The sequence below is a fragment of the Diaphorobacter caeni genome (genome assembly GCF_015354245.1).
Taxonomy (GTDB): Bacteria; Pseudomonadota; Gammaproteobacteria; order Burkholderiales; family Burkholderiaceae_C; genus Diaphorobacter_A; species Diaphorobacter_A caeni.
This window is the reverse complement of record NZ_JADKYZ010000003.1, coordinates 334,853-349,517: the sequence shown is the minus strand read 5'-3', so window position 1 is coordinate 349,517 and position 14,665 is coordinate 334,853. Positions and strand designations below refer to the sequence as shown.

Annotated in this window: 10 protein-coding genes and 1 pseudogene; 10 read left to right on the top strand and 1 reads right to left on the bottom strand. The window is 58.5% G+C overall.

Going from position 1 to position 14,665, the window contains the following annotated elements:
• The first annotated feature begins 41 nt into the window (after positions 1 to 41).
• From ISG32_RS09260 to ISG32_RS09240, 5 genes and pseudogenes are all read left to right on the top strand, one after another.
• The gene (locus ISG32_RS09260; RefSeq protein ID WP_194770726.1) at positions 42 to 4,979 is read left to right on the top strand and encodes an RHS repeat-associated core domain-containing protein; all 4,938 of its coding nucleotides are present in this window, start codon (positions 42 to 44) and stop codon (positions 4,977 to 4,979) included.
• A gap of 8 nt (positions 4,980 to 4,987) precedes the next feature.
• Positions 4,988 to 5,821 (top strand): hypothetical protein, encoded by an 834-nt coding sequence (locus tag ISG32_RS09255; RefSeq protein ID WP_194770725.1) that lies wholly within the window; start codon positions 4,988 to 4,990, stop codon positions 5,819 to 5,821.
• A gap of 80 nt (positions 5,822 to 5,901) precedes the next feature.
• Positions 5,902 to 6,617: pseudogene (locus tag ISG32_RS09250) on the top strand (IS5 family transposase); the annotation flags it as partial.
• A gap of 157 nt (positions 6,618 to 6,774) precedes the next feature.
• Positions 6,775 to 7,260, top strand: coding sequence for a hypothetical protein (locus tag ISG32_RS09245; protein ID WP_194770724.1), 486 nt, complete (start codon positions 6,775 to 6,777; stop codon positions 7,258 to 7,260).
• A gap of 10 nt (positions 7,261 to 7,270) precedes the next feature.
• Positions 7,271 to 8,188, top strand: a complete 918-nt coding sequence (locus ISG32_RS09240) for a hypothetical protein (RefSeq protein WP_194770723.1) — start codon at positions 7,271 to 7,273, stop codon at positions 8,186 to 8,188.
• A 189-nt stretch (positions 8,189 to 8,377) separates the two neighbouring features.
• Here the strand turns inward: ISG32_RS09240 and ISG32_RS09235 are convergent, their stop codons facing one another.
• The gene (locus ISG32_RS09235; protein ID WP_194770722.1) at positions 8,378 to 9,118 is read right to left on the bottom strand and encodes a hypothetical protein; all 741 of its coding nucleotides are present in this window, start codon (positions 9,116 to 9,118) and stop codon (positions 8,378 to 8,380) included.
• Between the two features lie 409 nt (positions 9,119 to 9,527).
• Between ISG32_RS09235 and ISG32_RS09230 the strand changes: the two genes are divergently transcribed.
• The 5 genes from ISG32_RS09230 to ISG32_RS09210 are packed head-to-tail and all read left to right on the top strand — an operon-like array spanning position 9,528 to position 14,664.
• A complete protein-coding gene (locus ISG32_RS09230) occupies positions 9,528 to 10,622 on the top strand; it encodes a LuxE/PaaK family acyltransferase (protein ID WP_194770721.1) in 1,095 nt (364 codons plus the stop codon).
• A complete protein-coding gene (locus tag ISG32_RS09225) occupies positions 10,619 to 12,091 on the top strand; it encodes an acyl-CoA reductase (RefSeq protein ID WP_194770720.1) in 1,473 nt (490 codons plus the stop codon). Before ISG32_RS09230 ends, ISG32_RS09225 begins: the two co-directional genes overlap by 4 nt.
• Before the next feature lies 1 nt (position 12,092).
• Positions 12,093 to 12,839, top strand: coding sequence for an ABC transporter ATP-binding protein (locus tag ISG32_RS09220; RefSeq protein ID WP_194770719.1), 747 nt, complete (start codon positions 12,093 to 12,095; stop codon positions 12,837 to 12,839).
• Entirely contained in the window at positions 12,836 to 13,642 is an 807-nt protein-coding gene (locus ISG32_RS09215; protein ID WP_194770718.1) for an ABC transporter permease, read from the top strand. Before ISG32_RS09220 ends, ISG32_RS09215 begins: the two co-directional genes overlap by 4 nt.
• Positions 13,639 to 14,664 (top strand): ABC transporter substrate-binding protein, encoded by a 1,026-nt coding sequence (locus ISG32_RS09210; protein ID WP_194770717.1) that lies wholly within the window; start codon positions 13,639 to 13,641, stop codon positions 14,662 to 14,664. The genes ISG32_RS09215 and ISG32_RS09210 overlap by 4 nt, the downstream gene beginning before the upstream one ends.
• Position 14,665 lies beyond the last annotated feature (1 nt).

Below are 14,665 nucleotides of genomic sequence, written 5' to 3'. Positions count from 1 at the left end.
CTGAACACTTTTTTCCAGAAACAACCCCCCCATCACTCGCCATGCCAGAAGCCGCACGACATTTGGATGAGATATCCCACAGCCATGCAAAGACAGGCTTTCTGTTAGGTACGTTGGCTGCCGGTATCGTCGGTGGTTTGGCGAGCTGGGGACTGGCGTCCGCACTGGCCGGGATGGCGTGTGTTTTTCCGTTCGGCACCATTGCCGCCATCGGCATCGGAATCGTGGTGGGTGTGGCGCTGATCGGACCTGCAGGTGATTTTCTGCAGTCAACCGGTGAGGCGGTAGGGCGAACGTTTACCTATGTGACGGGTACGCTGAACGCCATCGGTTCGTCCAATATTCTGATCAACAACCGCAGGGCTTACAGGGCGCATCCCGCGCAGATTGATTTTGCAGATTGTTCAGACCATCCTTCGCCAAAGCACAGTCCCATCATCGAAGGTGCGACAACCGTCTGGTTCAACGGCAAGCGTGCCGCGCGTGTCGATGATGCAGTGGACTGCGATGCGAAAATCAGCTCGGGCTCAGATAACGTCATCATTGGCTCACCGCCATTCGCCATCGCGGAAAAGCGCTCGCAGGAGATTTCCAACGAACTGCGGCAGTACGCTAGCTACTTTCGCATGGGGTGTGAAATCATCGGAGGAGGGCTGGCGGGCCTGAAGAAGGGACTGCCTTGTTTTCTGGCGGACGTAGGGATTGGCGTGGGCGTGGCCGTTGGTGCCAATGCGGCAGGATTGAATCTGCCGATACCCAGTTTCGATTATGGAACGAATGCGGGAAATTCGTTTGGGACGTGGCTTGGAAACTCGCTGCAAGGCAAGCCGGTGCATGTGCCGACCGGTGCGAAGATTATTCCGTTCGAGGACGATTTCTCGTTGGCAGGTCCCATGCCTTTGGCGTGGTGGCGGTTCTATAACTCCAAAGACGATCGTGCAGGCATATTGGGACCGGGCTGGGTAACGCCTGCCTCCTTGGAGTTTGCATTCATTGATGGCGAACTGCGTTACTACGGTCCGCAGGGGCGTGAGCTGATTTTCGAGGATCTGGAGCCTGGCGAGCAACGCTACTATGTCGCCGAGCAGTTTCAGATTATTCGCAGCCCGGGTGGCTTCTATTTCATCAACTATCCGTCGCAGGGCGTGTTGTACGGCTTTGGCAAACGCACAAGCAATGCGGATGGTGAGCGTTTGCCGCTGAAGTTCCTGCAGGATGAGCATGAGAATAGCGTCAGCTACGAGTATGACGAGCATGGCCTGTTGAGAGCGATCTCCACCAGCGCCGACCAGCGCGTGGTCCTGCATTACAGCGGTGCTGATGCACGCAGCGCGCGGCTGGTACGTGTGGAGCAAGTGGATGCGGCGGCGCCGCTGATCCTGGTGAAATACCGCTACAACGAGCATGGCGACCTCGCTGAAGTCATCGATCGCCTGGGTCATGTTCGGCGGAAGTTCACCTACCAAAACCATATGATGGTAAGCCAGTGGTTTGCTTCGGGTTTGGAGTGCAACTATGAGTGGGATGAACTTCGACCCGAAGGGCGCGTCATCCAGCACTGGACCAATGACGGCGAGGCCTATGCCTTCACCTACTACCCTCCGGACGAGACGGGGAGTTACGAGGTTCATTGCCTCGACCATCTTGGGCGGTCTCAGCATTGGGTCTGCAATGCCGACAAGCTGGTTACGCGCTACACCAATCCCATGGGCGCGCAATTCCATCTGACCTGGAATGCCGACCGGCACCTGCTGAGTCACAGCCTCGCGAGTGGTGGCCTGTACCGTTTCGCATACGACGCCAAAGGACAACTGGCGACCATTCAGGATCCGATAGGCCGCACGGCGACGCTTCGCTGGGAGGATGTGCGTGGCAAGCTGGTGCGCCTTGTCGACATGGATGGAAGCGCATGGCATTGCACGTACAACGAGTTTGGCGACCTAACGGAGGTTGAGCGACCGGATAAGCTCAGCGAGTACTACGTCTATGACGACAGGGGTCTGCCGGTACTTTTCACGGACGCAAAGGGCGGGCACAAGCGTTATCAATACAACCGTCTGGCCCAGCTCACAAGCTACACGGATTGTTCGGGTAGCGCGACGACCTACGAGTACGACAAGTGGGATCAACTGGCGCGCATCACCAATGCCAGAGGACACTCCACAGAGCTCACGCGCAATGCGTTAGGCCAGGTGTTGCAAACCCGTACTGCCGATGATGCTCACTGGCAATACCACTACACCTCTGCAGGTCTGGTAGGTAGTGTCACCGATCCTTATCACCGAAGTACCTTGTGGACGCACAACACGCGTGGGCAACTCACCACCAAGCAAGATGCCGAGAAGCGGCGAATAGAACTCACCTACGACGAGGCGCACCGTCTCGCCGCGTTGCAGAATGAAAACGGCGAGAGTTTCCATTTTGAATATGACGCCGGGGATCGCCTTGTGGAGGAGCGGCGAGTGGGAGGGCAGCGCGTCTGCGTTGACTACGACGTCAACGGCTGGCCCGTAACGGTCGTGCATCACCCTGGAATGGGCGATGATTTGCTGGTGGACATGGAGAGCTCCTCAACCAACGGCCTGACGCCCGAGATCGCAGGTTGGGGTGACGGGCGTAGCTCTGGTGGTTACAACGCCAAGGATGCCGCCCGTAAGACGGAGTTTGTGCGCGATGCGGTTGGGCGCCTATTGGAGAAGCGTACGGCGGAGTACCACTATCGCTATGCCTATGATGCGATGGACAGGCTGCTCTCTGCGACCAAGTTGCGGGTAGAGTTCGCTGGCGAGATGCCTGAGGATACAGTCGCATCACCAGCCTACGAGCTGATTCCTTTGCATGCATCCACGTTTGCGTACGACGTGATGGGCAACTTGGTCGCCGAGACAGCAACCGATCTCCCGACCGGCAAGGCGCATGTGCTGCGCCATGAGCATGATCCGTTAGGTAACCGCACACAGACGGCATTGCCGAGTGTCCCTGGCCACGCGAGTCAGCGTGCGCTGAATTTTCTTCATTACGGTTCGGGCCATCTTCATCAAATCAACCTGGTGCACGGATCGACCGACGATGATGAGCAAACGTCTATTCATCAAACCATCTGCGACATGGAGCGCGACGAGCTTCACCAGGAAGTTCTGCGTACCCAGGGCAGGGCGCAGACGCGCTACGACTACGATCCTGTAGGAAGACTCACCGGCGCATGGACACGTTCCTCCAGCTTGGTCACCCAACCCTTTGGACTGGGACAGCCTGGTGCTGCGGAATGGCAGCAGGCGCTTGACACCCTCCAGCAGCCAGCCGCTGCAAGCCATCCAGAATCCCGCAACCTCCAGGGCCTGCTCAAAGCGTGGCGCTACGACAAGGTGGGGGAAATGTGCGCGAATCGCCACAGCCTGCACGGTGATACCGGCCATCAATACGATGCCACGGGGCGTATCCTTCAGACGCGCCGCGCGGTGCTGGGCGGCGTCGGTAACGCATTGGCGCAAGCCGCCAATGAGAGCTTCCATTACGACCCGGCGGGGAACATTCTTGATCCCACGCCTGGCCCTGTTGGCAGCACAGCCCCGCAGGCGCCTCAACGTGGATTCGTCCGTGACAACCTCGTGCGCGTGTTTGAAGACAAACGCTACTTCTATGACGGGCACGGTCGGCTGACGCTCAAACTCTCGGGCCGGCACACGCGTCAGCACTTTCAATGGAATGATGAGAATCAGCTCACCGAGGTCGTCACGATCCGCCGACCCGGTACCGAGCATGAAACGCGTCAGACGACGCGTTTCGAGTATGACGCCATCGGCAAACGCATTGCAAAGCGAGATGCGTTTGGCACGACCGAATTCATCTGGGAGGGCATGCGCCTGATCGAGGAACGCCGGGGCGCGAGTGTCATCAGCTATGTGTATGAGCCTGGCAGCTATGTGCCAATGGCGCGTGTGGATGTGGAAGGCTATGCGACGGATGAAGGGGGGCTTGGAACAACCGCAGATGCAGAAGCACCCGGCGCACAGGCATCCCAGGCGGTGGCGGCTCGGGAACGGTTCAGTGGCGATGACGATGGTGTCCCGCATCCCGTGCGGCGGGAAGCCGCCAACAGCGACATGGCAGAAGGCGGTTCTCGTTCGCCCGCACCAGCACTCAAAGTCGCCAATGGAGTATCCGATTCGGTCGGGGCATGCGCGGTGTATTACTTCCACACCGATCAGGTCGGCATGCCTCAGGAGTTGTCGAACGCCCAAGGACAACTGGTATGGCAGGCCAGCTATAAGACCTGGGGCTCAACTGTTAGTGAGGAGTGGGAGGTCACCACACTGGCGGGGCAGCGCGAACACGCGTTGGACCGTGGAAATATCCCGAGTGATGAAAACGAGCGTCAGCAGAACCTGAGGTTTCAGGGGCAATACCTGGACAGGGAAACGGGGCTGCATTACAACACCTTCCGGTATTACGATGCGGATATTGGGCGGTTTATTTGCCCGGATCCAATTGGGTTGATGGGGGGTATTAACCTGAATGGATATTCACCAAATCCACTGGCTTATATTGATCCGCTTGGTTGGGATTGGAATTATTATTTGACGGATGCCAATGGTAATATATATTATCACGGGCGAGCGGCTGATAGCCAAACGCTCAATGATGTGATGCGAAGACATGGTAATAATGTGGGTGGCGACGGTTTGCCAAGATTTGGTAATGGAGATTCTATAAATAGAACAACTCCCGTGGGAACCCCTCATGACACGGTTCGAGGAATCGAAAATAATGGAACCAGAAATACAGGTGTCCTGGGGCGCGGCGGAGATAGTGTTCGGGGAAACATTGATCAAGGTATATCTGACGCCAAGCTGCGAACTACAACCGGGGAGACAAGAATGCAGGCGGCGCAAGACTATTTGACCTCCAAAGGTGCAGCCACTGCTGCTGACTTGAAGCCAATAGAAACCAAACCGTTTCAGCCCAAGAATGGGTGCTAGAAAATATTATGAGCCAATTTTCTCGAAGTGTTGTCAAAGTGTTGCAAAATTATTCTCCGACACAGCCATATTCTAAGGAGAGTGATGAGTGGAAATTATTGAGTGAAGTAGGTCTGGTTCCTCAAATCAAGAAGATGACCCATAATGAAATCGTCGATTGGCTGATTTTTGAGAGGGCTAATGTTTCCAAGGAGGCAATTGTAGAAGCCTTTTTGGTCGGTGTTGGGGGGGGCTTCCCTCAAATGCGATGCGGCATATCTGCATATGCCTATGCAATGCATTTTCCGTCACACGCGTATATTAAAAAAGCTACTGACATTTCTAACTGTTCCACTTGTTTGGTAAACGTCGAGACTAAAATCGATGTGACATTTCTTCACAGATGTCGACTCTCCGGATCACTTGTGGGCAGCAATCCCTTGGGAGATAAGGCTGCCTTCTATCTTGCGACGCACAGAGAGAAGGTGGGATATGTTGAGGATGTTGGTGGGGGAATTTTTGATGAGGGCGTGAGATTGTTTGGGTTGATTCTGAAATTGATTGAGAACTCATCAGACAAAACCGTTCCCCGGACATTGGTGAATGATATACGTAAAATTAAGGAATTGAAACTTACAGCGGAGCAAGCGAAATTTTTCATTGACTTGCTCGGTTATATAGGAGTTCTGCAGCCAAAGGGCCAGTGTTGTTATATCAATGAATTTTTTGGAGATGTAGAGCCTCGTAAAACGCATAGTTCGGATTGGGCATATCCGGTGGATTTTTGGACGGGGGGGGATGGTGTTAATATGGATGCTGTAAATTTTTGGTTTGGTGGACAGTTTGACTCGGTTGTTGGTTAACTGTAAATATCATGGTGAGTCTGTGGTGTACTCTGGCGTTGTTGCACAACTCAACCGGTCATCTGCGGTAGCCTTACCGCATGAGTGAATCGAGCTGGGGCAAGCGGCGCAACCGCACTACAAACTGGAAGGCGTACAACGCAGCATTGAAGGCTCGGGGTGATTTGACCATCTGGCTGGACAAGGACATGCAATGGCAGGCCGTTCCTGATGGCAAGCCTGGCCGCAACAAGACATTTTCGGATGCTGCCATCCAGTTTTGCCTGACCGTCAAATGCCTGTTCAGTTTGCCTTTGCGCCAGGCCTTGGGCTTGATTCAGTCGCTGCTGAGAATGGCTGGCCTGCCTTAGTCAGCGCCTGACTACAGCACGGTGTGCCGCAGGCAAAAGGGTTTGAATGTTCAGGTGCGTTATCGTCCAAGCCGCACGGACTGCACTTGCTTGCTGACTCTACGGGCATCAAGTTTTTGGGCGAAGATGAGTGGAAAACCAAGAAGCACGGCGCAGAGCGTCGCCGACAGTGGCGCAAGGTGCACCTGGGCATAGATGCACAGACGCTGCAGATTCGTGCCATTGTCGTGACCACCAACGAAGTGGGCGACTCACCAGTGGCTGCCGAACTACTGGCCCAAATACCAAACGATGAAGCGGTTGTCAGCTTCACAGGTGATGGAGCGTATGACACGCAGGATGTGTACGAGGCTTGTCATCAGCGCCAAACCACCCCCATCATCCCGCCACGCAAGAGCGCAAAGCTACGCAAAGGGTTGATGTTCGCGCATCGCAATGAGGCCGTCAACCTCAGATGGGGTTATGCAACAGAGCCATTTGAAGGGGACGAATTCTGAATGCGCGAAGAAATACAAAAAACTTGCCAAGAAGCTCAAGAAGAGAAGCAAGGACAAACCGGATTGTTTTGACGATTTCTTGAATCAAATTCTGGATGATATTTAAATGATGCTGACAGTTGAAGAATTTGCAAAAAAATACCTTTGGCAACCGGGTAATGCGCCACAGATGGTCGATTTTTGTTCCGCGCTCGGCAGCGATAAGGCGCCGCGAGCCAAAAGGAGTGACCCGGATTTTTATTTCAACAGCGATGATTACCAGATCATTCTTCACTTCGTGGACGAGGACTATCTCGCTAAACGCGAGGTCGAAAAATATGGAACTGCGCCGATGTTGCTGATCAGTGCAGAGATTCCTGTCGAGTCAGACACGGACACACGTAAACCGGTTATTCAATTGCCGATCGATGTCGTTCCTGGCGTGACCCGTAAGGACGTGCTGGCCAGCATGGGAAAGGCTCCTGATAAAAGCTATGAATCCAGTGGCGTTGTTCGCAACGATCAGTGGTTCCACGAGACTTGTCGTGTGGTGTACAGCTACGGCAAAGAAGGTGAGTTGAAGAGGGTGCAGATCGTCTCTAACAAGTATTGAGAGTCGACTTATGGACGCAACAAGCTTGCTCGGTCGCGATGTCGGGGATCCCGAGGTCGAGAAATTTTTTGAGGATCATCTCGGCTTCAACCCCGATTGGTCTGAGTTGGATGCAGAGAACTATTATTCGGACGAAATCATCATCCCGTCCTTGGGATTGGAGGTCTCCGCGTTCAACAAAGACCGCTTTGTCTCGGAAGATCGGATTTCATGGATCATCGGCACCGGAATGATCGGTGCATTGCATTTTTCTAAGAAATCCGCAGCGACATCCACACCGCCATTCTCTGTGGCATGGGAGGACACGCTGCCTTCCGCGCATCAGAAATTGAAGTCGCAAGCAGCTGATTCCTGTGTCTTCGATAACTTGATTGCAGTCCGGCAGTCGGATCGATACACCACATTCGTTTTTAAAGACCAGGTGTTGGATGAAGTCCGGATCGAACTGAAGCCAGTCTTGTTAGCGCCTACGGAAGATATTCAAGTCCCTGAATTTTCGGAGTTGAATGCCGCGTTGGGTGCGCGGCTGGAGCAGTTGAAAGATCACCCCGCTTGGAATGACATTCTCCGCATCTACCATAGCGATGAAGACGACGACGAAGATGACAGGGTGAGCGACGACAAGATCGATCTGTCAGATGTGTGCGGACTGAGCATCTATGTGGAAGATGAGGTCATTGTCGGCTACAAGTTCTACAACGACCGGGAGCAGGACGCCGTGCGCTGGGAGCATGCGTTGCCTGCGGGGCTGAAGTGGACCGACTGCCCCCATTGCGCAACCGGAATGGAGATCGTCAAGCAGCGCGATGACGAGTTCGATGGGTTCATCCTCGGAACATACATGGACCGTGACATTCATCTCTACTACAACAAGCTCCACGGCAAAATCGCACGCATCACTTACGGGATCTCGGGCTTTCTATGCTGATGATTTCGTAGGCTCCAAGCATCTCTGGCGTGCCCGGAAGTTCGACTGGGGCGGGCCTCTGATTTCTTTGGGGGAAGCAAGGAAGTGTGAATCCTTGAAAGTTGAGCTGGTGCGACGTGGACGGGCATGTAAAAAAGCCGGAGTCTGCGATGCACATCGCAGACTCCGGCTTTTCAGCGTTCGGCCCGATTATTGGCAGGCGCCCACACCACCTACATTGCCAAGACGTTGCAGGTTCAGATATTGCACTCCGTCCAGGCCGTTCAGTGTGGCCTTGGCGGTGGTGCAACTGGTGAAGGTGATGTTCAGGTGACCCCAGTTGGCCATTTGGTAAGCCGGTGTCGAGAACGTGCCGGAGGTGGTGGCTCCCAGCGTCAATGCGTATTCGGTGCCGGTCTGCAGCGGGGCAGACGGAGCTTCGGTGGAGATCAACCAGAGCAGGCCGCCGCTTGAGTTGCGGCCGTAGTAGGTGGCGATGAAGTTGGCGTCGGTCATCAGAAAGTTGAAGCCGGTGCCGTTGTACGCGGGGTCATACCAAAGGCCGGTGATGGCCTTGGGGTCCAGTTGGCTGGTGGTGCCGCCGCCGGAGCCGGACGCGCTCACGGTGAAGTTGCCCTGCAGGCGATCGGTGGCCGTGGGAGCGATGATGTATTGGCCGGTCAATGTGCCTCCTGCTGTGCCGCTGCCCGTGAGGCTCAGGTAGTTGGGGAAGTCTCCGTTTCGGCAGGAAAAGACGAGTGGCGACTGGGATACGACGCCGCCCTTGCCTGTGTATTTGCCATTGCCCGCGGCACTGGACAGGCTGCAACTGACGGCGCCGTTTTGATCGATGGAGAGCGTCATGCTGCCATGATCAGCGCCGGAGTAGGAGCCTGTATAGGTGCCGGCGCCAGTCTGTGCAGTGGCAATCTGCGATATGCCCGCTGCCATGCAGAGTCCGACAAAGACATTTTTGAGAACGTTCAGTACGCGCATCGTTTTTCCTGAATGAGAGGTTGGGTTTGGGGGCGAAGAAGATGCACCCAGTTTATTGCTTTTGTTAAATGAAAATTCAAACTAAATTGAATTTATTAATTTAACAACGACGCTGGTCCGGCCGGGGCTTTGGGGCGATTGGGCTCTGGTGGTCACTGCCGCGCTAAAATGTCGCCGTGCTCCGGGGTGCACGTCAGTGCTGAGATCTACACCCGAGAACTTGAACCGGGTCATTCCGGCGGAAGAAGAGCTTGCACCCCGGCATCATCACGCTCAAAGCAGATCAAAGCGATGGAGATGGAGATGGATAGGGCGCGGGGAAGCCTTCGGAGCAATCTGCTGTTTTCGCTCTCGAAGGATTTCCATGGATACGCCGAAGGCCACGGCCGCTTCGCTGGTCGCAGACCTGCTCGCTTTCATCGCGGCGCCGGGCTGCACCAATGACCAGTTTGACCAACTCGCTCTGAGGCTGTTCGCTCACCAGTACGCATCGAATGCCCCGTTCCGCAGCTTCTGTCAGCGGCGCGGCGCGACCTTGCGCAATGTGAAGTCATGGCGCGACATTCCAGCCGTGCCCATCGACGCGTTCAAGGCCATGGAGCTGCGCAGCGAGCCTGCGTCGCCGGATGAGCGGGTGTTCATGACCAGCGGTACCACCGGCCGTGCGGCGCGGGGGCGGCATTTTCATCCGCGGCTGGATGTCTACGATCTGTCGATGAAGCGGCATTTCGCCGAGCGCTTCATGCGTGGCGTGGAGCGCATGCCCATGGGCATTCTTTTTCCCGATGAGCAGGCGATGCCGAATTCGTCGCTGGCCCACTATCTGGCGCTCGCGCGCTCAGAGTTCGGTACGGCGGACAGCCGCTACTACCTGACGGGCGAGGGGCTGGACATGCCGGGGCTGTGCGCGGTGCTGGAGGCATCGGAGCGAAGCGGAGAGCCGTTCGCGTTGCTGGGGGCGAGCTTCAGTCTGGTGCACGTGATGGATGCGTTGCGCGAGCAGGGGCGCAGCTTTCGTCTGCCTGCAGGCAGCCGCGTTCTCGACACGGGCGGCTACAAGGGGCAGTCGCGAGAGCTGCCTCTGGCGGAGTTCTATGCGGATCTGTCGCGGTTGCTGGGCGTGCCGGCCACACACTGCATCAACATGTATGGCATGACCGAGCTGAGCACGCAGTTCTACGACGACGGCAATGCGACGCTGCCTTCGGTGAAGTCGGGGCCGCATTGGATCCGCTCGCGTCTGGTCGAGCCGATCACCGGGCAGGACGTTGCGCTTGGCGAGCGCGGGATTCTCGTGCATTGCGATCTGGCCAACTACAACTCGGTCACCACCATCCTGACCGAAGACGTGGGCCTGTGGGCCGATGGCGGCTTTCTGCTGCTGGGCCGCGCGGAGGGCGCTGCGGCCAAGGGCTGTTCGCTCGCTGTTGAAGAGTTCGTGAAGGCCGCGTCGGCATGAAGACCGAGCGGATCACGGCGGGATATCTGCCCGGACTCAGCGACGACGAGGTCCACTGGCAGGAGCTTGCATTCGAGCGCGACGGTAGGCGGCTCGAGGTTGCGGTGCCGGTGTTGACGGCGGCGCAGATGCAGGCACTGGCCGAGCGGGTGCGCGCTGCGGCCGACAAGCATCTGCGGACCATGACGGTGGCGCAGATCATCGACGTGATCGACCGCGTGATCGCGCGGCTGCTGGATCGCACGCATCCCGTTCGCCGACTGGCCGAGACCTGGCTGCCGGTCGTCAGTGGCTATGACGCTGACATGGTGCGGCTCGGCTTGACGGGCTATTTCAAGACCTTTCGCGCCGCGCAGCTGCGGCGTTTCGTGGCCGAGGATTTTGCGAATCCGGCCGTCCTCGATGGTTTTCAGCCGACGCCCAAGGGAGGCGCGGTGCGCGCATTCGGGCCGGATCTGTTGGTGCACAGCTGGGCGGGCAATGTGCCTGCGCTGTCGCTGTGGAGCATGGTCTGCGGGCTGCTTGTGAAGGCGCCTGGCATCGGCAAGGTGGCTAGTGCGGAGCCGCTGTTTGCGGGCTGGTTTGCGCGGCTGCTGGCCGAGGTGCATCCGCCGCTTGCAGATTGTCTGGCGGTGGTGTGGTGGAGCGGGGCAGGCGATGAAGGCGGCGAGGGGGCCGACGCGTTGTACGCCCGCGCAGACACGGTGCTCGCCTATGGCGGCAACGGAACGCTGGACGCGCTGCGCAGGCGTCTGCCAGTCACCACGCGTTTTTTGCCGCACGGGCACAAGCTGGGCTTTGGGTTGATTGGCGCTGCGGCGCTCGACAGTGTCAAGGCGCCCGTCGTGGCGCGTCTGGCCGCCTGGGATGTGATGCGCTACGACCAGCAGGGCTGCTATTCGCCGCATGTCTTCTATGTGGAACGCGGCGGGCCCGTGTCACCACGCGCGTTTGCCGACTATCTGGCGGCTGAACTCGCGAATCTGGAGCGGCGCTTTGCACGCCGCGCGCTCGATCTGGAAGAGGGCGCAGCGGTCGCGAAATGGCGGCAGAGCGTGGAGTGGCGCGCGCCCACGGACGCGGGACAGGATCTGTTGATCGGCCCGGCCGATGCGCCTTGGAGCGTGGCCTACAGCGACGGTCTGCAGCCGCTTTCACCCACAGCGCTGTACCGGACGATTGCGGTGGTGGGAGTGGATCGCCTCGACGATGTGGTGCCGGTGGTTGGCGCGCAGCGCGCGTATCTGCAGACCGCAGGCATCGCGGCCTCGCCCGAAGAGCTGTATCGCCTGGCTGATCTGCTCGGCGCGGCGGGCGTCACGCGCATCGCAGCCATTGGCTCCATGAGCATGCCCGAGGCGGGTTGGCATCACGACGGACGATTCAATCTCGTCGATCTGGTGCGCATGACCGAGATCGAGCAATCGGCGGAATCGGCTGCGCAGCCTTTGGCGACTTACTCGGACTGACATGGCGTTTCTGGATATCGACAATGCCGTGTTCACCTACCCGGGCCGCGCGCCCGTGGTGAATGGCGTGAGCTGGCGCATGCAGGCGGGCGAGTTTCATTGCCTCTTGGGCCGCAGCGGTTGCGGCAAGACTACGCTGCTCAAGCTGGCTGCGGGCCTGCTGCGACCGCAGTCGGGGCGCATTCTGCTCAATGGGGGGGAGCTTGCCGCGCCCGGGCCGCAGCTGGGTTTCATGTTTCAGGCACCCACGCTGCTGGAATGGCTCACGGTGCTTGACAACGTGCTGCTGCCCGTTTCGCTGCAACGCAAGCCCTCGCCCGCAGATGAGCAGCAGGCGCTCGGCTTGCTGGAGCAGCTCGGACTGGCCGCGCTCGCATCATCCCATCCGCGCGAGCTTTCGGGCGGCCAGCAAAGCCGCGTGGCGCTGGCGCGCGCGCTGATTCTGGAGCCGCCGCTGTTGCTGCTCGACGAGCCATTCGCCGCGCTGGACGCGATCACCCGAGCCGAACTGCAGGACGATCTGCTGCGCACCTGCCGCGAGCGTGGCACCACGGTGCTGTTCGTCACGCACGACATCAACGAGGCTGTGTATCTCGGAGACCGCATCGCGCTGATGCATGGTGGCCGCATCGTGGATGATTGGGACATCAACCTGCCTGCACCGCGCACGCAGGCCATGCGGCATGGCGCTTTGTTCAACGAATTCTGCGCAGGCATCCGCGCGTCCATGGATCGGGAGGTCGCATGACGGTCACACCATTCAAGGCGCGACTGCTGTCCGCCGCGTTGCTTCTGGTTTTGCTCGCCGGATGGGAGCTGCTGGTGCGGCAGTGGGGGCTGTCCGCGCTCGTACTGCCCGCACCGTCCGCCGTCACCGTGTCGCTGTGGTCGGGCCTCGCGTCCGGTTATTTCTGGCCGCACATCATCTCGACCCTGCAGGCTTTGCTGCTGGGGCTGGCGCTGGGCAGTGCGGTCGGCTTGCTGGTGGGCATGGCGCTGGCGGAGTCGCAGTGGCTCGAGCGCGTCTTCAAACCTTATGTCGTCGTCAGTCAGGTCGTCCCCAAACTGGCGTTGGCGCCTCTGTTTGTGCTGTGGTTTGGATTCGGCATGCTGCCAACGGTGCTGATCACCGCGTTGATCTGCTTTTTTCCGCTGATGGAAAACACGCTGACCGGCCTGCGGCAAGTCGATGCGTCGCGCCTGCAGTTGTTCCAAATGCTCGGCGCGACGCGACTGCAGACGCTGCTGCGCCTGAAGCTGCAAGTGGGGTTGCCCGCCATCCTTGCGGGGTTGCGCGTGGCCGTGGTGCTGGCGCTGGTCGGGGTCGTCGTCGCCGAGTTCATGGGCGCGAGCAAAGGGCTCGGCGCGGTCGTCATCGCCGCGCAGGGGATGATGGATACGACGCTGATGTTTGCCGCGCTCGTGCTCATTGCCGTCATCGGACTGCTGCTCTACCAACTCTGTCTTGTGCTCGAGCGCCGACTGCTGCGCTCGCATGCCACTTCCACTTCCACTTCGCCTTTCACCTCGCGCTCACGCGACATCCCATGAACGCACCAAGCTCTTCCTCATTCATCTCCCGTCGCAGTCTGATCGGCGCGTGCGCGGGCATCACCGGCCTCACATTGGCGGGCACCGGCATGGCCGCGCAGACTCAGGGCAGGATCCGGCTCGCGGGCTGGAGCAAGCCGATCAGCGAAATCACCAACATTCTTGTCGAGCCCGAGAAGGGCTTCTTCAAGGCGCAGGGCGTGGAGCTCGCCTATCTGCCAGGCGCGGGTGGCGGTGACGCGATCCGCAACATGCTGAGCGGTCAGGGCGACGTGGCATTCACCGATCCGGGCTCGTTCTTCATGGCGCTCGACAAGGGCGAGAAGCTGGTCGCCATCTACGACATCTACCCGCAGAACGTGTTCAACGTGGTGTCTCTGAAGTCGGCCAACATCCACAAGCCTGCGGATCTCAAGGGCAAGAAAATCGGCGTCTACAGCCTCTCGAGCGGCACGCGCCAGAACCTGCTGGTGATGCTGCATCAGGCGGGGCTGAAGGAATCCGACGTGACCATCGTCGTCACCGGCCTGCTCAACTTCGCGCCGCTGATGCAGGGCCAGGTCGACGCCACGGCAGCCACCGACACCGGCCTTGCCGTGGGGTTGCGCAAGGGCATGGGCGACATCAACCTGATGAAGGTGAGCGAGCACCTGAACATATCAAGCGACATGTTCGTTGTGCGTGAGGACGTGCTGCGCCAGAAGAAGGATCTGCTCAAGGCCTTTCTCAAGGGCTATCGCGACAGCGCGGCCTGGATGATCGCCAATCCGCAGGAGGCTGCGGCGCTCGCCGGAAAATACGCCATTGACGGCACCCAGCGCGACATCAACCTCGATGTCATCCAGTTGCGCAATGCCTCGGCACTGCCCGCCGCGCAGGTGGCCGGTCGCGCGCCGCAACTGGGCAGCTTCGATCTGGCCGCGCTGCAGAAGGGCGCAGACACCTACCGCGCGCTCGGCATGATCCAGCGTCAGATCAAGGTGACCGACGTGGTTGATACCAGCCTGTTGCCGGGGGCATGAG

Bases quoted from the DNA above. Each gene is read 5' to 3' on its own strand.
- ISG32_RS09225 (WP_194770720.1), top strand. From the start codon at position 10,619: ATGAAGACCGAGCGGATCACGGCGGGATATCTGCCCGGACTCAGCGAC.
- ISG32_RS09255 (WP_194770725.1), top strand. From the start codon at position 4,988: ATGAGCCAATTTTCTCGAAGTGTTGTCAAAGTGTTGCAAAATTATTCT.
- ISG32_RS09230 (WP_194770721.1), top strand. From the start codon at position 9,528: ATGGATACGCCGAAGGCCACGGCCGCTTCGCTGGTCGCAGACCTGCTC.
- ISG32_RS09215 (WP_194770718.1), top strand. From the start codon at position 12,836: ATGACGGTCACACCATTCAAGGCGCGACTGCTGTCCGCCGCGTTGCTT.
- ISG32_RS09240 (WP_194770723.1), top strand. From the start codon at position 7,271: ATGGACGCAACAAGCTTGCTCGGTCGCGATGTCGGGGATCCCGAGGTC.
- ISG32_RS09210 (WP_194770717.1), top strand. From the start codon at position 13,639: ATGAACGCACCAAGCTCTTCCTCATTCATCTCCCGTCGCAGTCTGATC.
- ISG32_RS09260 (WP_194770726.1), top strand. From the start codon at position 42: ATGCCAGAAGCCGCACGACATTTGGATGAGATATCCCACAGCCATGCA.
- ISG32_RS09220 (WP_194770719.1), top strand. From the start codon at position 12,093: ATGGCGTTTCTGGATATCGACAATGCCGTGTTCACCTACCCGGGCCGC.
- ISG32_RS09235 (WP_194770722.1), bottom strand. From the start codon at position 9,118: ATGGCAGCGGGCATATCGCAGATTGCCACTGCACAGACTGGCGCCGGC.
- ISG32_RS09245 (WP_194770724.1), top strand. From the start codon at position 6,775: ATGATGCTGACAGTTGAAGAATTTGCAAAAAAATACCTTTGGCAACCG.